This window comes from Variovorax sp. J2L1-78 (assembly GCF_030317205.1).
In the GTDB taxonomy this organism is placed as follows: domain Bacteria; phylum Pseudomonadota; class Gammaproteobacteria; order Burkholderiales; family Burkholderiaceae_C; genus Variovorax; species Variovorax arabinosiphilus.
Genome location: NZ_JASZYB010000001.1, coordinates 40,430 through 60,860, shown reverse-complemented (window position 1 = coordinate 60,860; position 20,431 = coordinate 40,430). Strand labels below are relative to the sequence as shown.

18 protein-coding genes are annotated in these 20,431 nt (G+C 70.9%); 9 read left to right on the top strand and 9 right to left on the bottom strand.

What is annotated here, in order from left to right:
- Positions 1 to 41 precede the first annotated feature (41 nt).
- Together QTH86_RS00290 and QTH86_RS00285 are read right to left on the bottom strand one after the other, a co-directional pair.
- A complete protein-coding gene (locus QTH86_RS00290) occupies positions 42 to 2,894 on the bottom strand; it encodes a cation-translocating P-type ATPase (RefSeq protein WP_286646650.1) in 2,853 nt (950 codons plus the stop codon).
- Positions 2,891 to 4,027, bottom strand: coding sequence for an Acg family FMN-binding oxidoreductase (locus QTH86_RS00285; RefSeq protein WP_286649361.1), 1,137 nt, complete (start codon positions 4,025 to 4,027; stop codon positions 2,891 to 2,893). The genes QTH86_RS00290 and QTH86_RS00285 overlap by 4 nt, the downstream gene beginning before the upstream one ends.
- 114 nt (positions 4,028 to 4,141) lie before the next feature.
- On the opposite strand from QTH86_RS00285, the gene QTH86_RS00280 reads away from it, so the two are divergent.
- Complete coding sequence (locus tag QTH86_RS00280; RefSeq protein WP_286646652.1) at positions 4,142 to 5,680, top strand: bifunctional aminoglycoside phosphotransferase/ATP-binding protein; 1,539 nt, start codon at positions 4,142 to 4,144, stop codon at positions 5,678 to 5,680.
- 22 nt (positions 5,681 to 5,702) lie between these two features.
- Here QTH86_RS00280 and QTH86_RS00275 read toward each other — a convergent pair whose 3' ends face one another.
- From QTH86_RS00275 to QTH86_RS00265, 3 genes are all read right to left on the bottom strand, one after another.
- Positions 5,703 to 6,083 carry a hypothetical protein gene (locus tag QTH86_RS00275; protein WP_286646653.1) on the bottom strand — a complete coding sequence of 127 codons (381 nt, stop codon included), beginning with the start codon at positions 6,081 to 6,083 and terminating at the stop codon, positions 5,703 to 5,705.
- A gap of 75 nt (positions 6,084 to 6,158) precedes the next feature.
- Entirely contained in the window at positions 6,159 to 7,664 is a 1,506-nt protein-coding gene (locus QTH86_RS00270; RefSeq protein ID WP_286646654.1) for a thymidine phosphorylase family protein, read from the bottom strand.
- Between the two features lie 20 nt (positions 7,665 to 7,684).
- The gene (locus tag QTH86_RS00265; RefSeq protein WP_286646655.1) at positions 7,685 to 9,037 is read right to left on the bottom strand and encodes an MBL fold metallo-hydrolase; all 1,353 of its coding nucleotides are present in this window, start codon (positions 9,035 to 9,037) and stop codon (positions 7,685 to 7,687) included.
- Positions 9,038 to 9,254: 217 nt separating this feature from the next.
- Here QTH86_RS00265 and QTH86_RS00260 point away from each other — a divergent pair, with 217 nt between their 5' ends.
- The gene (locus tag QTH86_RS00260) at positions 9,255 to 9,644 is read left to right on the top strand and encodes a hypothetical protein (protein ID WP_286646656.1); all 390 of its coding nucleotides are present in this window, start codon (positions 9,255 to 9,257) and stop codon (positions 9,642 to 9,644) included.
- Positions 9,641 to 9,784 (top strand): hypothetical protein, encoded by a 144-nt coding sequence (locus tag QTH86_RS00255; protein WP_286646657.1) that lies wholly within the window; start codon positions 9,641 to 9,643, stop codon positions 9,782 to 9,784. Before QTH86_RS00260 ends, QTH86_RS00255 begins: the two co-directional genes overlap by 4 nt.
- Before the next feature lie 148 nt (positions 9,785 to 9,932).
- Here QTH86_RS00255 and QTH86_RS00250 read toward each other — a convergent pair whose 3' ends face one another.
- Positions 9,933 to 11,342 (bottom strand): phenylacetate--CoA ligase family protein, encoded by a 1,410-nt coding sequence (locus QTH86_RS00250; RefSeq protein WP_286646658.1) that lies wholly within the window; start codon positions 11,340 to 11,342, stop codon positions 9,933 to 9,935.
- 265 nt (positions 11,343 to 11,607) lie between these two features.
- Here QTH86_RS00250 and QTH86_RS00245 point away from each other — a divergent pair, with 265 nt between their 5' ends.
- The 6 genes from QTH86_RS00245 to QTH86_RS00220 all read left to right on the top strand — a co-directional run bounded on the left by QTH86_RS00245 (position 11,608) and on the right by QTH86_RS00220 (position 16,233).
- Positions 11,608 to 12,132: a DUF6622 family protein gene (locus tag QTH86_RS00245; RefSeq protein ID WP_286646659.1), complete on the top strand. Its 525-nt coding sequence runs from the start codon at positions 11,608 to 11,610 to the stop codon at positions 12,130 to 12,132.
- 17 nt (positions 12,133 to 12,149) lie between these two features.
- Positions 12,150 to 12,440, top strand: coding sequence for a 2TM domain-containing protein (locus tag QTH86_RS00240; protein ID WP_286646660.1), 291 nt, complete (start codon positions 12,150 to 12,152; stop codon positions 12,438 to 12,440).
- Complete coding sequence (locus QTH86_RS00235) at positions 12,437 to 13,474, top strand: alpha/beta hydrolase family protein (RefSeq protein ID WP_286646661.1); 1,038 nt, start codon at positions 12,437 to 12,439, stop codon at positions 13,472 to 13,474. Before QTH86_RS00240 ends, QTH86_RS00235 begins: the two co-directional genes overlap by 4 nt.
- Positions 13,471 to 14,520: a sensor histidine kinase gene (locus QTH86_RS00230; RefSeq protein ID WP_286646662.1), complete on the top strand. Its 1,050-nt coding sequence runs from the start codon at positions 13,471 to 13,473 to the stop codon at positions 14,518 to 14,520. The genes QTH86_RS00235 and QTH86_RS00230 overlap by 4 nt, the downstream gene beginning before the upstream one ends.
- Positions 14,517 to 15,350 carry a LytR/AlgR family response regulator transcription factor gene (locus tag QTH86_RS00225; RefSeq protein WP_286646663.1) on the top strand — a complete coding sequence of 278 codons (834 nt, stop codon included), beginning with the start codon at positions 14,517 to 14,519 and terminating at the stop codon, positions 15,348 to 15,350. Before QTH86_RS00230 ends, QTH86_RS00225 begins: the two co-directional genes overlap by 4 nt.
- A 139-nt stretch (positions 15,351 to 15,489) precedes the next feature.
- Positions 15,490 to 16,233, top strand: coding sequence for an EAL domain-containing protein (locus QTH86_RS00220; protein ID WP_286646664.1), 744 nt, complete (start codon positions 15,490 to 15,492; stop codon positions 16,231 to 16,233).
- A gap of 4 nt (positions 16,234 to 16,237) precedes the next feature.
- Here the strand turns inward: QTH86_RS00220 and QTH86_RS00215 are convergent, their stop codons facing one another.
- From QTH86_RS00215 to flhF, 3 genes are read right to left on the bottom strand one after another with little or no spacing between them, the layout of a single operon-like run.
- Positions 16,238 to 16,981: an RNA polymerase sigma factor FliA gene (locus QTH86_RS00215; protein ID WP_286646665.1), complete on the bottom strand. Its 744-nt coding sequence runs from the start codon at positions 16,979 to 16,981 to the stop codon at positions 16,238 to 16,240.
- Positions 16,982 to 17,002: 21 nt separating this feature from the next.
- Positions 17,003 to 17,887 carry a P-loop NTPase family protein gene (locus tag QTH86_RS00210; protein WP_286646666.1) on the bottom strand — a complete coding sequence of 295 codons (885 nt, stop codon included), beginning with the start codon at positions 17,885 to 17,887 and terminating at the stop codon, positions 17,003 to 17,005.
- 19 nt (positions 17,888 to 17,906) lie between these two features.
- On the bottom strand, positions 17,907 to 20,429 hold the full coding sequence (gene flhF, locus QTH86_RS00205) for a flagellar biosynthesis GTPase FlhF (protein WP_286646667.1): 2,523 nt from the start codon (positions 20,427 to 20,429) through the stop codon (positions 17,907 to 17,909).
- Between the last annotated feature and the right edge of the window lie 2 nt (positions 20,430 to 20,431).

Sequence of the window (20,431 nt, the reverse complement as noted above, 5' to 3'; positions counted from 1 at the left end):
GGCGGCATCCGCGGGGCGCCAAGAGGGTTGGCGCGCGGAGTTTATCGCGCCGGGCCCCGTGCGGATGCGCCGACGCCCGGCCACCGCCAGCGGATCACCAGCTTGCGCAATTCGCTGTACCAGAGGACCACGCTGGCCATCGCGGCGCACAGCAGCCACTGGTCGAGCGCGAGCGGCGCGGTGCCGAACGCGAGGTTGAGAAACCCCAGATGGACGACCGCCACCTGCAGCGCCACCGACAGCGCGATGGCGGCCCAGAGCCAGCGGTTGACGAACAGGTGCGAGAAGGCACTCCGGCGGTCCGAACGCGCGTTGAAGCAGTTGAACAACTGCGCCAGCACCAGCGCCGTGAAACCGGCCGTGCGGGCCGTGGCCAGGTCCTGGCGGCCTTCGATCATGCCGCCGGGCAGCAGGATGTCGATGGTCAGCAGGGTCGTCAGCGCCATCACCAGGCCGCCCTGGATCACGCCCGACCACATGCGCGCGTCGATCACGCGCTCGCTGCGGCCGCGCGGGCTGCGGGCCATCACGTCGTCCGTCGGCGGGTCGACGCCCATGGCCAGCGCCGGTCCGGAGTCGGTGACGAGGTTGATCCAGAGGATCTGCGTCGCGAGCAGCGGCAGTACCACGGCCCCGTCCGCGCCGGCCAGCCCCAGCACGCCGGCGCCGACCACGCCCAGGAACACGGTGAGTACCTCCCCCATGTTGGACGACAGCAGGTAGCGCAGGGCCTTGCGGATGCTGTCGAAGATGCCGCGCCCTTCGCGCACGGCCGCCACGATGGTGGCGAAGTTGTCGTCCACCAGGATCATCCGTGCCGCCTCGCGCGTCACCTCGGTGCCGGTCACGCCCATGGCGACACCGATGTCCGCCGCCTTCAACGCCGGTGCATCGTTGACGCCGTCGCCGGTCATGGCGACGACGTTGCCGTCGGCCTGCAGCGCAGCGACGATGCGCAGCTTGTGCGCAGGCGCCACCCGCGCGAAGACCGCGGTGCGGCGCACGGCCTCTGCCAACGCAGCGGCGTCCAGCCTGTCCAGCGCCAGCCCGGTGAGGGCCGTCGCGCCAGGCGCCACGATGCCCAGGTCCGCGGCGATGCGGGCCGCCGTGCGCGGATGGTCGCCGGTGATCATGATCACCCGGATGCCGGCGTGTTGCGCCTCCCGGATCGCCACGGCCGCTTCCGCGCGCGGCGGATCGATGATGCCGACCGTACCGACGAAGATGAGCTCGTGTTCCAGCGCATCGATCCCCTCGACCGTGTCCATCGCCAACGCCTGTTCCAGCGCCGTGAGGGGCCGGTAGGCGACGGCCAGCGTGCGCAGGGCCGCATCGGACAGCGCGTCGACATCGGCCACGATCCGCGCGCGCATCGCCGCGTCGAGCGCGATCACGTCCCGGCCCACGCGCACCCGGCTGCAACGGGCCAACAGCACGTCGGGCGCGCCCTTGGTGACGAGCACGGCCTGGTCGCCGTGGTCGTGATCGCGCTCGAGCGTCGACATCATCTTGCGCTCCGAGGTGAACGGGATGGCGGCGATGCGTTCGAAGCGCTGCACCCGGCGCGCGTTCAGTCCCATCTTGCGTTCGGCCACGAGAAACGCCGCTTCGGTGGGGTCGCCATGGATCCGCCAGGCGCCCCCCGCGTCCTGGCGCAGTTGCGCATCGCCGGCCAGGCTGCCGCCGGCGAGCACCACGGTCTGCTCGTCGCGCAGCGACCCGGCGGGTAGCTCGGCCCCCTCGTGCTCCACCCGCCCCGTCGGCGCATAGCCCGCGCCGGTGATGCGGGTGCTGCCCGAGGCGGTCACGACGCGTTCGATCGTCATTTCCGCGCGCGTCAACGTGCCGGTCTTGTCGGTGCAGATCACCGATGCAGCGCCCAGCGTCTCGACCGACGACAGGTTCTTGACGATGGCGTTGTGCTTGGCCATGCGCTGCACGCCCATCGCCAGCACCACCGACAGGATCGCCGGCAAGCCTTCGGGCACCGCCGCCACCGCCAGCGACACACCCAGCAGCAGCACGGCGACCACGTCGGCCGCCGTGCGGATGTCGGAGATCAGCAGGACCGTCGCCACCACCACGGCGGCGATCACCACCACCGCGATGCCCAGCATGCGCCCGATGCGTGCCACCTCGATGCCGAGGGGTGTCGGCGCTTCCACGGTGGCGTCCAGCATCCCGGCGATGGCGCCCACCTCGGTGCGCATGCCGGTGGCGGTGACAACGGCGCGGCCGGTGCCCTGGGCGATCGCCGTGCCCTTGAACACCATGTCGAACCGGTCGCCCAGTGCTGCGGGCGCCGGCAGCGTCGTGGCGTCCTTCAGCACGGCGTCGCTCTCGCCCGTCAGCGACGCCTCGAGCACGCGCAACGACGACGCTTCCAGCAGCCGGGCATCGGCCCCGACGGCATCGCCTTCGCCCAGCACCAGCAGGTCGCCCGGTACCAGCTCGGCGCTCGGAACGCGCAGCGCGTGACCGTCGCGCACGACGGCCGAGGTGACCGCCGTCATGCGGGCCAGCGCGGCTACCGCGTTCGCCGCCTTGGCCTGCTGGACGAAACCGAGCACGCCGTTGAGCAGCACCACCGCCGCGATCACCAGCGCATCCAGCGGCCAGCCGGCGTAGCCTTCGATCGCCCAGGCACCGAGCGCGATGCCGATGGCGGCCAGCAGCAGGTAGACCAGCGGATCCTGAAACTGCGCCAGGAGGCGCCGCCATGTCGCCACGGCGGCCGCGCCGCGCAGTTCGTTGCGGCCGTGCACGGCCAACCGCCGCGCGGCCTCCTGCGACGTCAGCCCGCGTTCGGCATCGGCCGCGAGCGCCTGCAGCACCTGGCCCGCCGCCTGCACGGACGGATCGCCGAGTTCAGGGGCTTTCAGCGCACCGGTCATTCGCGGGCCAACACCGCCGCGACGGGGCGCCGCAAGGACCGTGGCATCTCGCGGCCCCGGCCGAAGCGCACCACCAGATCCGGGCGCCGCGCGCCCACGCCCAGATCGCGCGCCAACTGCGGCCGCATGCTGGCGACCTCCACCGGCTGGTTGAGGAAGGCATTGCGGATGCCCAGCGCCGTCGCCTGCAACGCGAATCGCTGGTAGCAGCGGCCCACCTCCACCCAGTGCGCCTTGTCGTTCGCGGCGGAGACGAACACGGCGATGCCCGCCGAACTGCGAACCTGCTTCGCATATTTGTCGTTCTCGTTCTTCGCGGTGAAGAAGACGGAGAAGAGCCGTTCGCCGAGCCATCGCGGCACGGACGGATTGCCGGATGCCCCCGTGAACAAGCCGTCCCCCGTGCGTACCGCCTCGGCGTCGCCGAACCGTATCCAGTGCTTGAGTTCGTCGACGAAGGCCGGGTCGCCCATCTGGACGGTGTTGGCCGCGACGACACGGGCCAGCATCCTCTCCATCGCGGCCTGGTCGTCGAGGATCAGCAACTGGACGCCGTTGCCGGTGCCGGCCCGCTCGAGCAGCTTCAGGTCTTCGGCCGACACCGGCTGGCCGTCGAATTCGGCGCGCGTGCATTGCCGCTCGAAGATCGCGTCGAACAGCGTGGACGCCGCCGCCCGGGTCGGCTCGAGTCGCACCCTCACCGCGCTGTTGGCCGAGGCATCGACGACGGCCTCGGCCTTCAGCCCGTGCGCCAGCGCCGCCTGCGCCAGGTTCTCCGTGGCGCACCCGAGCGACACGAACAGATGGTGGTCGTCCGGATCGACCGCCGGACATCGGCGCGACAGATCCGGCATCACGCTGATGGCCTGTTCCTGCAGGGCGAAGGTCCAGCACTGGGTGTTGTGACTCGACGGCGCCAGCGTGGCACAGCGCACCAGTTCCTCCAGCAGCGGCACGCGGCCCGTGGCCGCGGGCGCATCCGGCCGCCAGGTGCGTTGAACCGCCTCGGTGTAGCTCGGGTCTCCGGTGCCCAGGGAGCATCCGTTCAGCAGCAGCGGCGGGGTCATCGCGCTGGCGCAGCGCGTCGCAAAATGCCTTCGAGTGATGTGCGTCATATCCCGTCCTTGCGCCACTGAATCGCCAGCGTCGCCTCGAGTCCATGATGCGCCCCGGTCCGATATCCGACCATGCGCTGGCGCAAGGCCGCTCGCAGCTGCCGGGCCCACATTGCCTGTATGGTGCATTGCATGAATCCCTCGTCACCCCTGGCCGTGGCACGCGAGCGCGTTGCGGCGCTCCAGGCCTCGCTCACCGCCACCGACGGCGTGCCGGCGACGCTGATCGAAACGCACATCTCGTGGCTGCTGCTGGGCCGGACGACGGTCTACAAACTGAAGAAGCCCTTGCGGCTGTCCTTTCTGGACGGCACGACGCTGGCCGCGCGGCGCCGGTTCTGCGAGGAGGAGTTGCGGCTGAACCGGCGGCTGGCGCCCTCGCTCTACCTCGACGTGGTGGAGGTCTGCGACAACGGGCAGGGCCCCACCTTCGGCGGCCCCGGCACGGTGCTCGATGTCGCGGTCCACATGCGCCGGTTTCCGGAGGGCGCCTTGTGGCGCGACATGCTGAGGGCCGACACCCTGGCGCCGCACCACGTCGACGCGATGGCGAAGACGCTGGCGGCCTTCCACCGCGACGCCGCGGTGGCACCCGCGGGCAGCGCGTTCGGGTCCGCCGCCGCCCATGCGCAGGTCGTGCAGGGCCTTGAAGAAACGGTCGAGACGCCGGCGCTGCGCGCCTGGATGGCCGGGCAGTTGCAGGCGCTGGCGCCCTGGTGGGCCGCGCGTCAACGTGAAGGCCATGTCCGCGAATGCCACGGCGACCTGCACCTGGGCAATGTGCTCCAACTCGAAGGCCAGGCCACCGCCTTCGACGGGATCGAGTTCGACCCGGCGTTGCGCTGGATCGACGTGGTCGACGACATCGCCTTTCTCGCCATGGACCTGCTGGCGAACGACCGCCGCCAGCTCGCCTTCCGCTTCATCAACGCCTACTTGTCCGCCAGCGGCGACTACGACGCCCTCCCCGGCCTGCGCTTTGCCATGGTGTGCCGCGCGCTGGTGCGCGCGCAGGTGACCACGCTCGCCGAACGGCAGGGCGTGCAGGCGGTCGGCGCTGGCGATGCGTCCGCTTACCTGGCACTCGCAGAAGCGCTGTCGACCGCCGGCGATGCGCGTCTGGCCATCACCCACGGGCTGCCGGGCTCGGGCAAGAGCTTCGTCTCGCAAGGTGTGCTCGAAGCGGCGGGCGCCATCTGCGTGCGCTCCGACGTCGAGCGCAAGCGCCTGTTCGGGCTCGAGGCGCACGCGTCGTCCCGCGACCGTGTGCCCGGCGGCATCTACGATGCGGCCACGACACACCGCACCTACGCGCGTCTGCAGCAGGTCGCCGAGACGGCCCTGCGCGCCGGCTGGCCGGTGATCGTCGATGCGGCCTTCCTGCGCCATTCGGAAAGGGCCGCGTTCGCCGCACTGGCGGCCGCGATGGGTGTGCCGTTTGCCGTGCTCGATTGCCGCGCCGCGCTGCCGCTGCTGCGGCAAAGGGTCCAGGCGCGACAGGCCGTTGGCACGGACCCGTCGGAGGCCGATCTGGCGGTGCTGGAGAAGCTGGCCGGCGCGGATGAAGCGCTCAGCGCCTCCGAGCGCGCGGCCGCGATCGTCGCCGATGCCGATGCCCCGGCCCCCGTGTCGCCGCAGGCGATCGCCGCGCAGTGGCTCGCGGCGAGCTGACCACGCTCAGTCTTTCAGGCGCTCAGGCCGGCGTGCCCGTGCCGCCCATCTGGTCGTACTTGACGAAGTGCTTGCGCGCCAGCGCCAGCAGCGCCTTCTCGCTCGGGTGATCCACGACCTCGTAGCCGGTGATTCGCGCGGCCGTCAGCGGACGGTGCTTCTCGACGTAATGGCGGAAGTCGGCCAGGCCGGTGTGCCCGCCGGTCATGAGCACCTCGGCGATGCCTTCGAGCGCATCGCAGACCTCGGCGAAGAATTCATGTTCCGAGCGCACGGCGCTGCCATGCTGGCGCGTGTAGTGCGCATGCGCGTGGATCTTTTGCTCCACCGTGTGTTCGGCGTCGAACTGCACGACCTGGGCGGACTGGTGGTCGACAAAAGCGACTGCGTGAAAGAGGGACATTTCTGACTTTCTAGGGGTTGGGAAGGATCGAATTCGTAAGGGCGCTCGAGTCTGTTGGGCTCCTCGAGCGTGGGGTCATGGCTCGACTGCGAGATGCACCACCGGCGGTTGCGCCCGCAGGAAGCCCAGCGCGTACTGCAACGCCCCCACGCTGCCCGCGTGCAGCGTGAAGAGCGGCTGACCGGCCACGATGCGTTCGCCCACACGCACGTGCATGACGGCACCGGCCGACGGGTCGCGCGGTGCGCCGGCGAGCTTGGCGGCGCGCGCGGCCAGGCGCGTATCGATGGCCGTCGCCCGCCCCGCCACCGGGGCGCACAGCACCTGGGTATGGGCCGCTCGCGGCGGCACCCGCATGCCGCCCTGCGCCTCGCAGATGGCGATGAACTTGGCCAGCGCCCGACCGTCGTCCAGCACGCTGCGCGCCAGCACCAGGCCGGCGCCGGGCGCGGCCTTGCCGGCCATCTCGAGCAGCAGGCCGGCCAGCACCAGGGCACGGTCGCGCAGGTCCGTCGGCGCATCGGGCCGGCGCTCGAGCACGGCCATCACGTCGAATGCCTCGAGCGCCGGACCGATGCCGCGGCCGACCGGCTGGAAGCCGTCGCTCAGCACGGCGCACACCTGCAGCCCGAACTCGGCCCCGACGGCCACCAGGCTGCGCGACAGGGCCTCGGCCGCCGACGCCGTGCGCACCTTCGTCTGCGGGCCCACCGGCAGGTCGATCAGCACGCGCTGCGCACCGGCCCCCACCTTCTTCGACAGGATCGACGCCACCAGCAGGCCTTCGCTGTCGAGGTTGAGTGGCCGCTCGACGTGGATCAGCATGTCGTCGGCCGGACTGATGTGCGCAGCCGAGCCACCGACGATGCAGCCGCCCTCGCGCTCGACGACGCGGCGCATCGCCGCCACGTCCAGGCCGATGGGTGCGAGCGTTTCCATGGCGTCGGCCGTGCCGGCCGCGGACGTGATGGCGCGCGACGAGGTCTTGGGCATCACCGCGCCGCAGGCCGCGACGATGGGCACCACCAATAAGGTGGTGCGGTTGCCGGGCAGCCCGCCGATGCAGTGCTTGTCCATGACGGGCGCGACGCCCCAGTCGATGCGTTCGCCCACGTCGACCATGGCGCGGGTCAGCGCCACCGTCTCGGCCAGGTCCAGCCCGCCGCCGGCGCAGACGGTCACGAAGGACGCCAGGTGGATGTCCGACACACGCCCCTGGCTCACGTCCGCCATCAGCGCATGCAGCGCCGTGTCGTCGAAGCGGGTGCCGTGGACCTTGCCCCGCAGGTACGCCAGCGACGCGAGCTGTGGTGGATGCCGCACCTGGACGTCCTCGCCCTCGGCCGCACCGAGCAGCGCCCAGGCCGCCTCGGACAGGGCGATCTCGTCGCGCCGCAGCCAGTCGCTGCGGACGTGGTGCAGGATCGCCAGCACATGACGGCCGCGCACGATCAGCTCGATCTGGGCCTGGGCCTCGAAGCCCTCGGCCAGGCAGACGGCACTGTCGGCGCGCAGGTAGGCCACCGGCTGCTGATAGGTGTCGATGCCCGCGCGGCGGGCAGGCAGGCGGTCGAAGGCCATGGCCATGCTCCGGTGCCGGTTCAGAGCACGACGCTGTCGCGGTAGTCGGGCACCCCCACTGCCCAGCCATGGCGCTCCGCGATGGCCAGCCGCAGGGCATCGGCCGCCACCGGTTCTCCGTGGGTGACGAACACCCGCCGCAGCGCCTGCAGCTGGCCGATCCAGGCCAGCAGCTGGGTGCGGTCGGCATGGGCCGACAGGGTGTCGAGGTTGGCGACTTCGGCGCGCACCGGCACGTACTCGCCATGGATCTTCACCGCATCGGCGCCGCCGACCAGCGCCGCGCCGCGGGTGCCCGCGGCCTGGAAGCCGGCGAAGAGGATGGTGTTGCGGGCGTCCGGCGCGTAGGCCTTGAGGTGATGCAGCACCCGGCCGCCGGTGGCCATGCCGCTGGCCGACACGATGATCGATGGGTACTTCAACGCATTCAGCTGCTTCGACTCGGCCACCGTGTTGACGATGGTCGCCTCGTGGCTCATCGCGGTGCACTGCTCGGCGCTCAGGCGGTGCTCGTCGAGATGCCGACGGTAGATGCGCGTCGCGTCGGCAGCCATCGGGCTGTTGAGGAACACCGGCATGTCGGGAATGCGCCGCGCCTGCTTGAGCAGGTGCAGGCCGTGCAGGATCGTCTGCGCCCGTCCCACGGCAAAGGCCGGGATCACGAGCATGCCGCCGCGTGCGGCCGTGCGATTGACCACCTCGGCCAGTGCGCCCAGCGTGTCGACCTCGGGGTGCTGCCGGTTGCCGTAGGTCGACTCGATCACGACATGGTCGGCCGGTTCGGGCGCCTGGGGTGCGCGCATGACGAGGTCGTCGCTGCGGCCGAGGTCGCCCGAGAACAGGATGCTGCCGCCCGGCCACGCGACGTGCACGCTCGCGGCGCCCAGAATGTGGCCCGCGCGGCGCAGGCGCACGGTCCACCCGGGCCAGGGCGACCAGCCCTCATCGAAGGCCACGACCTCGAAGCGCTTAAGTGCAGCGCGCGCGTCGTCCTCCGTATAGAGCGGCAGCGCCGGGCTGTGCTTGCTGTGGCCGTGCCGGTTGGCGAAATCGGCTTCTTCCTCCTGCAGGCGTCCGGAATCGGGCAGCAGCAGCCCGCACAGGTCGCGCGTGGCGGCCGTGGCATACACCGGCCCCTGGAAGCCCATCGTCATGAAGCGCGGCAGGAAGCCGCTGTGGTCCATGTGCGCATGGGTGAGCAGCACCGCGTCGACCGACGCCGGGTCGAAGGGCAGGCGCTCCCAGTTCCGCAGACGCAGTTGCTTGAGGCCCTGGAACAGGCCGCAGTCGACCAGCAGCCGACGTCCCTCGTGCGTCAGCAGGTACTTGGAGCCGGTGACGGTCCCGGTACCGCCGAAAAAATCGATCGGCATCGCGTGTCCTTCGCAAGAAGGCCAGCTTCCCACGGCGGGCGATCGACGGCTTGACCGGCGTCAACGCACGCTGCGGTGCATGGCGTCACTTGCGGGAAATGCATTGCGCTGGGTCAACCCGCCCCGCCGCGCCGCTGGCGATGATGGGCTTTGCGCCAGGAGGCCGCATGACCCCCCATCACCCCACCCGTCGGACGATCGATCGCCGCCACGCCTGATGGGCTGCCGTCGCCTGCTTTTCCTCCGGGCGGCGCTGCTGCTCGGCGCGCTGTGCGCGGCCGCCGCCGGCACCCTGGCAGACCCGGCCGCGTTGAGCCAGAGCTACCGCAACGAGGTGGATCGCCGCCTGGAACTGCCGGCCGACGAGGCACACCGTTACGACGAACTCGCACGCGCCGCCCTGGCCGCAGCCGGGATCTCGCTGGCCTCGGCCGAGTACGTCGTGGTGATCGATCGCAACCCGCACGTGCAGGCCCTTCTGCTCTACTGGCTGCCTCCGGGGGCGCCGGGATGGCTGGTGGGTGCCTCACCGGTCTCGACCAGGCGCGGTGGCGCCTTCGATCACTTCGAGACGCCGCTCGGCGTGTTCGAGCACGGCACGGCGTGACGGAGGGCGCTGCCTCGTGGGTGCTCGCCCCCAACCGCACGCCCCTGGCGGACGCAGGGCGCTGGGTCATCGTCGTCGACACCGAGCGCACGGAGCGCCCGCTCTGGTCGCCGGCGCCGCCGGGCGAGGCGTTGCGGTGAGGCCGTGCAACGCGCAAGGCCCTATAGAAGGCCGATGCGGCCCTTCACAGCGCAGCGCGCACCGCCCGCGAAGCCGCCCGCCGTACCGTCGAGGCGGCCAAGCAGCGGCAGCGATCGGGCGCGCCGGCGGGCGGCTGACGCCGATGGTTCAGGCGGCACCCGGCGCGCGCAGCACCCGCTGAATCTTTCCGCTGCGCCCGCGCTGTGCCGGCTCACCCGAGCGGCAACGGATGTGCACCCCCACTGCGCCCTGCGCCGCGAGGAACGCAGCCAGCACCGGGCGCGCGGTCCGCAGCGCCGCAACGGCGGCGGGCCCTTGCAGGCCGGTGCGCAGCGTGAGTTCGCACGGCCCTTCCTGCACCAGCTGGAAGTCGACCAGGTCCGCGTCCTCCTCGAGCACGGTGGTGAGCGCGAGCGGCGTCAGGGGCACGCGCCGCGCGCCGGCGCGGCCCAGCCGCAGCGTGTCGTCGCAGCGGCCGTGGATCTCGATCACGGGCAGGCAGGAGCCGCACGCGCAGGGCTCGGCCGCGTACGCGACCCGGTCGCCCAGGTCGTAGCGCAGCAGCGGCTGGACGCGGTTGGCCAGGTTGGTCAGCAAGGTGGTCGCGCCCCGATGCCCCGGGGCCACCGCCGCGCCGTCGGCATCGACCGATTCGAGGATGCACCAGTCGCTGTTCAGGTGCAGGCGGCCATGGCGGCATTCCGACGCCAGCGAGAGAAATTCCGACGCGCCGTAGCTGTTGACCACCGCGCAATCGAAGGCTTCCCGGATGCGCTGGCGCTGCGCACCGGACAGGTCCTCGCCGCCGGTCCAGATCTCGCGCGGCCGCGTGCGCAGCCGGCCCCGTCGATGCTCCTCGGCGAGCAGCAGCGCGACGCTCGGGTAGGTGGCGATCACCGTCGGCGCCATGGCGTCGAGTTCGGCCACCAGCGCCGCGATGGGCTGCAGGAAGGAGATGCCGTGCAGCCGGGACGACAGGTACGGGTTGAGCCGGCGCAGGCGTTCGATCGAGACGGTGCTGGCGAAATGCCCATCGATGGCGCCGACGAATGCGATGCGTTCGGCCAGGCCCATCGGGTCGACCAGGGCACGCATCGGATCGAGGACCGGGCGCCGCAGGGCCTCCAGCGCATCGTTGACGGCCATGGCGAACGGGTCCTGCACGAAGATGCCCGGCGCCCCGCTGCTGCCCGAACTCTCCCAGACGATGTATCGCCCACGAAAGGCTTCGCCGATGCGCGTGCGGTCCGCCATGAAGGTGCGCACGGCATCCAGCGTCAGACCCGGGTCCGTCACCCATTGGTCGAAGCGCTGCATCAGGTCGGCCTTGCGCATGACCGGCAGGTCGGCCAACGGCACCGTCGACGCCGGGCGCCCGCCGAGCACCTCCCGATAGAGCGGCGAGTGGCGCGCCGCGTGCGCGAGCAGGTCGGCCAGGCGCTGCTGGACGCGCTGCGCGATCGCGGTGGCACCGCCGAAGGGCGCCACGGCGACATCGGCGGCCACGCTGCCGATCAGCCAGGCATCCGGAAAGGCGGACGAGAAAGAGGGGGACATGAACGCCCTTGCGGTGCAGCGCCCTGAGGGCAGGCGCGTGACAAGGCCGATCTTGCGGGCGCGCGGCGCCTTCCCGTTGACGCAGATCAACTCCGCGGCCGTCGCGGCGCACGCCCTCCGATCGGTGCCGTTCGCCGCCCCCTGCCGACCTGCGGCACCGCGGATCCGCATTTCGTCGCATCGCACTGTCGCGGCTTTCGTCACGCGGGCACAGTCGCGTCCGTCCCATCGCTTCCCTTGTCACTCTTGCTTTCAGGAGCCTCTCATGCTGATCCAGATCCTCGCCGGCACGCCCCGCTGGGTGTTCGCCCTCTTCGCCCTGCTGCTGTGGCTGGGCGGCCGACAGCTGGTGGCGCACGACGTCGCCCTCCGGCGCGCCACGATCCTGCCGTTCGCGATGACCGCCCTGTCCATCTATGGCCTGCTGTCGGTCTTCAGCCACCAGCCGGTCGCCGTGCTGGGCTGGGCCGTTGCCGCGCTCATGACCGGCATCGCCGTGCTGCAGCGCGCGCTGCCGGACAGCACGCGCTACGACCCGGCCGCGCGCCGCATCCATCTCGCCGGCACGGCGGTGCCGCTGGCACTGATGATGGGCATCTTCTTCACCAAGTACGTCGTGGCCGTCCAGATCGCGATGCATCCGTCCCTGCCGGACGACCGGGTCTTCGCCCTGTGCGTGGGCGCGCTGTACGGCGCATTCAGCGGTATGTTTGCAGCGCGGGGCCTGCGGCTGTGGAAGCTCGCGTTGCGGCGCGACGCGGCCCTCGTCACCCCCACCCAGCGCGCCTGAAACCATCGGAGTCCTCCATGCAACAGCACACCGACCTTCAGCTCGACCAACTGGCCCGCCGCCGCGCCAGGGCGAAGCTGGGCTTTTTCTTCCACGCGAGCGTCTATGTCGCGGTGAACTTCGGGCTGATCGCGCTCTCGCTGTACCACGGCCGGGCCTGGGCCATCTTTCCGCTGCTCGGCTGGGGCATCGGCCTGTTCTTTCACGGGCTCTCCGTCTGGGTGTTCGCGCCAGGCAACGACCTGATGGAAAGCATGGTGCAGCGCGAACGCGCCAGGCTCTCCGCCCGTACCAAGGGGGAGCCGTGATAGCCGCGCGCACGCGCCGGCTGCTGGCCACGGCGACGCTCGGCCTCGCGAGCGCGGTGGCATCGGCCGCCACCGGCATCACGACGCTCGCCGCACCGCCCGAGAGCGGTCCGATCACGGTGTTCTATCCCACGGCCGCACCCGACGCGCAGTTGCAGCGCGGCCCCTTCGTCATCGAGGCGGCGCTCGACGCGGTGCCGCAGCGCGGCAATGGCCGGCTCGTCGTGATGTCGCACGGTTCCGGCGGCTCGCCCTGGCCGCAGGCCGACCTGGCCGTCGCGCTGGTGCAAGCCGGCTTCACCGTCGCGATGCCCGAGCATGCCGGCGACAACTACCACGACATGAGCGCCGTCGGGCCGCGCTCCTGGCAGCATCGTCCTCGCGAGGTGTCGCAGGCCATCGACGCCATGGCCGCCGATGCGCGCTTCGCGCCCCTGCTCGACGTCCAGCGCGTGGGCCACTACGGCATGTCCGCCGGCGGCCTGACCGCGCTGACGCTGGCCGGCGCGCAATGGTCGCCGTCCCGGCTCGCCGCGCACTGCGACGCCCACATCGCCGACGACTTTCCGACCTGCGTCGGCCTGGCGACCGAACTCACCGGCGGCGCTTTCGACGGGCTGAAGCTGGCCGTCGCTCGGCGCGTGGTCGACTGGAAGTTCGGCAACGAGACCACGCCGCGGGGCTGGAACGAACCGCGCATCGCCGCCGTGGTCGCGGCGGTGCCGATGGCGGCGACGGTCGACATGGCCTCGCTGGCGCAGCCGCGCGTGCCACTCGGCCTGGTGCGCGCCGGCAAGGACGCATGGCTCGCGCCGCGATGGCACATCGACGCGGTGCGCGCCGTCTGCAAAAGCTGCACGCTGCTGGCCGACATGGCGGGCGGCGGGCACGGCTCGATCCTTTCGCCGCAGCTGCCCGACCTCCCGCCCAGGGCCGCGCGCCTGCTGAATGACCCGCCGGGTTTCGACCGCGCGGCGGTGCCCTTGGCCTACGCGGCCATCACACGCTTCTTCATCCAGAATCTGGCGCCATGAACATCCGCTGGACCGATGTCGCGCGCCACTACCTGCAGGTGGTGGCGTTCTGCTTCGCGGTGGCGGTGGTGACCAACCTGATCTGGCCGGCCAAGAGCTACCTGATGCAGGTCGGCTACGCGCTGTCGGTCGGCACCATCACCTGGGCCGTGATCGAGTTCGGCCGCTTCGTGTTCGACCAGAAAAACTGCCACAGCGACGGCGCGGGCGGGCATGGCTGGCCGAAGGGGTGGCGCGGCCTGCTGCTGACCGGCGTGGGCATCGGCTGCGGATTCATGTTCGGCGACCCGATCGGCGATTTCCTGTTCGGCTTCAGGACCGTGAACACGCCGCGCGACAACCGGTTGAGCCTGGCCGTCACGATCATCGCCGGCGCGATCGGCAGCTTCTACTTCCACGCGCGCGGCCGGGCCGCCACCATGGCCGCGAAGATCAGCGCGGCCGAGCGCGATGCGAGCGAAGCCAAGCTCAAGTTGCTCGAGACGCAGCTCGAGCCGCACATGCTGTTCAACACGCTGGCCAACCTGCGCGCGCTGATCACGCTCGACCCGCCGCGTGCCGTGGCGATGCTTGACCGGCTCGACAGCTACCTGCGCGTGACGCTCGCCGGCTCCCGCGCGCTGTCGCATCCGCTCTCGGCAGAGTTCGCCCGCCTGTCGGATTACCTCGCGCTGATGCAGGTGCGCATGGGTCCCCGCCTGCGCTACACGCTCGACCTGCCGGAGGATCTGCGGGACCTGCCGGTGCCGCCGCTGTTGCTGCAGCCACTGGTGGAGAACAGCATCCGGCATGGCCTGGAACCGGCCGTCGAGGGGGGCGAGATCACCGTGCGTGCACGCGCGACGAGCGGGCACCTGACGCTGGAGGTGTGCGACACCGGCGCCGGGCTCGACCCCGATGCCTCGCCGTCGCCCGACGGCGGCTTCGGCCTGACGCAGGTCAGGGAACGGCTGGCTGCCGCCTACGGCGACCGGGCCGCCCTGCGGTTGTCCCCCTTGCGCGACGGCGGCACCTGCGCGAGCATTTCGTTCCCGGTGCCCACATGAAGCCCACTGCTCTCATCGCCGAGGACGAGCCGCTGTTGGCGCAGGCGCTACAGGCGGAACTCGCCCTCGCCTGGCCCGACCTGCAGGTGATCGCCAACGTCGGCGATGGCCGCAGTGCCGTGCGGGAGAGCCTGCGCCTGCTGCCGCAGGTACTGTTCTTCGACGTGCGCATGCCGGGCCTGGACGGCCTGGCGGCCGCGGCCGAACTGGCCGATGTCTGGCCGACCGACGAAGCGCCGCTGCCGCAACTGGTGTTCGTCACGGCCTACGATGAATACGCGGCCCGCGCCTTCGACGCCCAGGCCATCGACTACGTGCTCAAGCCGGTGCAGCCCGATCGCCTGAAGCGCACGGTGGTGCGGCTGCAGAAGGCGCTGGCGCTGCGCCGCTCGGCCTCGCTGCCGAGCGAAGACATCCTGGCCAGCACGCTGGCGCAGTGGCGCAAGCTGCTGAGCGTTGCCGGTGGCTCGCTCGGCGCCACCGAAACCAGTGTGCCGCTGAAGTTCATCGCGGCAAGCCAGGCGGGTACTTCCGGCGCCACGGTGCACATGGTGTCGATCGACGACGTGCAGTATTTCGAGGCGGCCGACAAGTACGTGCGCGTGCTCACCGCCGCCGACGAATATCTCATCCGCACACCCTTGAAGGCGTTGCTGCCGCAACTCGATACCGGCGTGTTCTGGCAGGTGCATCGCGCGGTGGTCGTGCGCAGCGATGCGATCGAATCGGTGCACCGCGACGACGCCGGCAAGCTGTCGCTGAGGCTGCGCGGACGCCGCGAGGCGATCCCCGTCAGTCGGCTCTACGCCCACCTGTTCCGCGCCATGTGAGCGCCGGGGCACGGCGTGCCCTTCAGTTTCTGCACCCGGCGCCGATAAGCCTGATGAGCCCTTCGGCAGCGGCCGCGCTCGAGCGCCGGCCATGGCATCGCGGACGGTTTTTCAATGCAGCCATGCGGGTATCGATGTGATGGAAACTAATTCAATGTTCGGCAGTGGCGGCGCGCCGGCCTTCAGCCCCTTCACGATGGCGTTCCAGCCGATCGTGGACGTGGTGCGTCACGAGGTCTTCGCCCACGAGGCGCTGGTGCGGTCGCCGGGCACCTCCTGCGTGGCCGCGCTCTTTGGCGACCTGCAGCCCGCGCAGCGCTATGCCTTCGACCAGGCCTGCCGGGGCAAGGCGATCGCGCTGGCCGGCTCGCTCGGCATGGAATCGCGCCTGAGCCTGAACATGCTGCCCAATGCGCTGGCGCGGCCGGAGGACTACGCGTCGCAGACGGTGCTGGCCGCCGAACGCAGCAACTTTCCGATCGATCGCCTGATGTTCGAAGTGACCGAAGGCGAGCAGATCGCCAACGTGCCGCACCTCACCGACGTGCTGCGCGCCTACAAGCCGCGGGGCCTCACGTCGGCCATCGACGACTTCGGGGCGGGCTTCGCCGGCATCGAGCTGCTCGCGATGTTCCAGCCGGACGTGGTGAAGATCGACATGCACCTGGTGCGCGACATCCACACCGACCGCGTGCGCCGCACCATCGTGCGCGGGCTGGTGGGCATCTGCCGCGAGCTCGGCATCCGCGTCGTGGCCGAGGGCGTGGAGACGCGCGAGGAGCTGCAGGTGCTGCGTGGCTTCGGGGTCGAGCTGTTCCAGGGCTACCTGTTCGCGCGCCCGCAGGTCGAGGCGCTGCCGGTCATCGACTGGCGCGCCCTCTGAGACCTCAGTCCTCCTTCAGCTCGTCCTTCAAACGCGCACGCAGCCGGCTGATCGCCTGGCTGTGCAGCTGGCACACGCGCGACTGGCTCACTTCGAGGATGGCGCCGATCTCGCGCAGGTTCAGCTCTTCCTCGTAGTAGAGGTTCAGCAGCAGCTGATCGCGCTCGGGCAGCGTGGAAATCGCATCGATCAGCTGGTGGCGAAAGCCGCTTTCCAGCAGTTGCGCCAGCGGGTCGTTGCTGGCGCCGCGATCGTGGCTCGCCGCCTGCGCATGCATATCGATGAAGGGGTTCTCGGCCTCGCCCTTGGCGAAGTCCTCGACGTAGAGCAGCTGGCAGCCCTGCACGTCCTGCAGCAGCGACTGGTAGTCGTGCAGCTCCATCTTCATTTCCTTGGCGATCTCGCCTTCGGTCGGCGGGCGCCCGAGGACGTGCTCCAGCTTGTGGATCGCCTTCTCGACGGCGCGCGCCGACTGGCGCAGCCCGCGCGAGCCCCAGTCGCTCGCACGCAGCTCGTCGAGCATGGCGCCGCGGATGCGCTGGCTCACGAAGGTCTCGAACTGGGCGCCCTTGCCCTCCTCGAAGCGGCTCGACGCATCGAGCAGGCCGATCATGCCAGCCTGGATCAGGTCGTCGAGTTCGACGCTGGCCGGCAGCTTGGCCAGCATCTGCAGCGCGATGCGCCTCACCAACGGCTGGTGCTGTGCCAGCAGGTGGGACTTTTCAATGGTTCCCTGTGCGGTGTACACGCGTTCCCTTTCGATGGGGGTTCAAAAACTGCTGCCCTGGAAGGCAGCGGCGGGATGGGAAGCGGCATGCGCCGCATCGATGGCGCCGTCGACGATGCGATGGCCCTGTTCGGCCGCACGCGATCGCAGCACCTTGGAGCGCCACGGCGAGCGCCACAGCTCGTCGGCGATGCGGCGGAAGTCGACGGCGGCGGGACTGGTCCCGTAGGCCTCGACCACGGTCTGGTACAGGCGACGGGCGTCGGCCTGGTGCGGGTCGGCGCGCACCAGCCCGCCGTCCTGCAACGACACCGCCAGGTGCCGGCTGCCGGTGTTGACGAGGTTGGTCAGCATCTGCTGGGCCGAGTCGGCATCGCGCACGCCGTTGAAGATCAGCCGCGCCTGCTTCAGCGCATGCGCATAGTGCAGTCGCTTGATGCCGGCGTAGGCAGCGGTCACGGCGCTCGGCGTGGGCTGGAGCACCAGCACCAGCTCGTCGGCCATCTGCGCCAGGGGCAGCAAGCGGCCCTCGTCGTCGATCGCCGCGTCGATCAGGATCGCGCCGCCCTGGTAGAACTCGCGCGGGTCGGACGTGGCCACGGCCGGGTCGGGCGGGGCCGGCAGCACGTGCACGCCGGAGCCACTGGCCACCGCCGCGCCGGCACAGCGCAGGCGGTGCTGGGCCACGTCGGTCCAGGTGCCCAGCGCATCGATCGCCCACTGCGCGCAGACCGAGCCCGCGCGCGCCGCATGCTGGTCGAGCAGCAGCACGTTCTTGCCCTGGAGCACCAGTGCAGCGGCGATGTTCATCGCGGTCGTCGTGGCCCCGGCGCCCCGCGCCATGCTGGCCACCGCGATCACCCGCGTTGGCGCCGGCGCCAGAAGGCGCCTCAATCCGTCGGCCTGGTCTGCGACCTGCTTGCTCATGCCCGTGTCCTCATCCGAGTCATCCCAACTGTTCCAGCGGCTTCGACGTCTGCGTCGGCGCCGTGGATTCCGTTCCCAGCGCTTCGAGCAGCAGGAACAACTTGCCCATGCCCGCGTACAGGGCGTTGCCCGTGAGCGGACGGCTGGCGCGCGCCGGGCGGCCGCTCAACTGGTTCAGCAGCATGCGTGTGCGATCGGCCCATTCACCGTCGGCACGCAGCAGGCGCCACACGGTGGTCGTCATCTGACCGGCGATCAGCACGCGCTTCATCATGTGCGGGTCGCCCAGTTCGCCCAGGCCGCCGACGAGCTGAACGCCCTGGCGGATCAGGCGGAAGCAGGGTTCGTTCTCGTTGGCCCAGGCCTGCCACTGCGCCAGTTGCGTGCCGGTCACGTCGCCGCCCAGGTTCGACAGCGCATAGCTCTGCTGCAGCAGCTTGCCGCTGCGGGCGTCGACGATGCGGGTGACGACGCAGCGCAGCGTCGGCATGTCGGCGCGGGTCAGGCCCGATGCCGCGGCGGCGGCATTGAAGCGCAGCAGCACGTCGCACTCGGCCTCGGACTGCAGCACCGGACGACCGCCGAACTGCACCGTGCGGGGTTCGGCGAAACGATGCTCGAGCCGCGCGAGCGTGCGGCCGGCACCGGTCGCGGTGTCGGTCACGGCCGTGGAGGCCACGGCGCGCGCCAGCCAGCGCTGGCCCTGCGCCTGCCACTGCAGCATCGTCTCGGCCGTCGGCAGCTTGGTGAGCACGTGCACCAGCGACTTGCCGAAGTCCTGCTGGCGCAACCACTGCACCTGGCGCAGGCCGGGCCGGCGCACGGCGTCGGCACTGGCGGTCGACAGCCAGCCGTTCGGCGCGGCCAGCGGCTGGCCGGTGCGGTCGGACAGCAGCAGGCTGGTGTGGCATTCGTAGGCGTCGTCGCCTTCGGAGCGCAGGCCCACCTGGCTGCTCAGCGCCAGCACATGGCCGCGGCAACCGGCGGCGACTTCGCTGCGGGCGTGCACCAGCAGGTCGTCCATCACGGTGCGCTGGGCCGCGCCCTCGTCGCCGGCCTGGCGCCACAGGCCGCGGGCCCGCTCGAACCCGATCTGCGCGCCGGCCAGCGCGCCGGCGGCGGTCGCGAGTTCCTGCGCGTCGTGCGCCATGGCGCGAATGAGGTTGTGGTACTGCGAGCGCAGGCGGTCGGCTTCGGCCTGGGCCTGCACGGTCTGGGCCGACGGGGCACCCGGCTCCTCGCTGCTCTCGACTTCCGGCGGCACGAACAGCGGGCTGTGGCGACGCGGCTGGAACACGCTGTCGATCAGTTGGGCGCGGTCGGCCGGCATCAGGTTCTCGGGCACCTTCTGGCCGCAGGAGATGTAGTGCACCGGCAGGCGGTGGCGGATCACGGTGTCGATCAGCGCGCCGGGGTGCGTGGCTTCGTCGACCTTGGTGAAGATGCAGCCGGCCAGCTCGTTGCCGCCGTTGCCGTTGCGGTAGGCGTGCACCACTTCGTTGAGCGTGTCGCCGTGGCTGGTGGCGTTGAGCAGCAGCAGGCGCTTCACGGGGCGGTGGCTGGTGCACAGCATCGCGATCTGGTCGGACACGGCGCGGTCGCGCTGGCTCATGCCCACGGTGTCGATCAGCACCAGATGCTTGTCGCGCAGGTCCTGCAGCACCAGGTGGAGGTCGGCGCTGTCCTTCACGGCGTACACCGGCACGTCGAGGATCTGGCCGTAGATGCGCAGCTGCTCGTAGGCACCGATCCGGTAACTGTCGGTGGTGACCAGCGCCACCTTGTCGGCGCCGAAGCGCATGACGCAGCGCGAGGCCAGCTTGGCGGTCGTGGTGGTCTTGCCCACGCCCGTCGGCCCCATCAGCGCATAGACACCGCCCTGGCGGAACAGCGCGTCTTCGTCTTCATGCACCGGCACGGCGCGGATCAGTTCGCTGCGCGCGTAGGCCATGCCTTCGGCATAGCTCTGGCCGGCCGGCATCTTCTCGAGCATGGCCCGCGACAGCCGCGCGGAGAAACCGGCACCGAGCAGCGTGCGCAGCACGCGGCCGCGCACCGGGTCGCGGCGCTGCTTGTCGTTCCAGACCACGCTGGCGAGCTGCTCTTCGAGCATGCCGCGCATGGAATGCAGTTCGTTGAGCACGGAGTCGTCGGCAGCGACCGGGGCCGGCGCCACCGAGGGGGCGGCCACCAGGGGCGCGGCCGGCGTCATCGGTGCGGCTGCCATCGGTACGACGGGTACGGGCGCCGCGCGCAGCGGTGGCGGCGCGGCGGGGAGCGTGGCCTCCGGCGTGGACGGGAAGCCGATGTGTGGCCGCGTCGGCGCAGCGATCGCCGGTGCTGCAGCCGCGGGGCTCGCCACCTGCGCGACGGCCGCGTTCACGTCGCCCTCGGCCATGGCCACGATCTCCACGCCATCAGCGGAAGCGCGGTTGGTCAGCACGATGGCCTCGGCGCCGAGGGCCTCGCGAACGAGTCGCAGGGCCTCGCGGCTGGTGGCGGCGACAAATTTGCGGGCAGTGGTACGCACGTCGTGGGTCATGG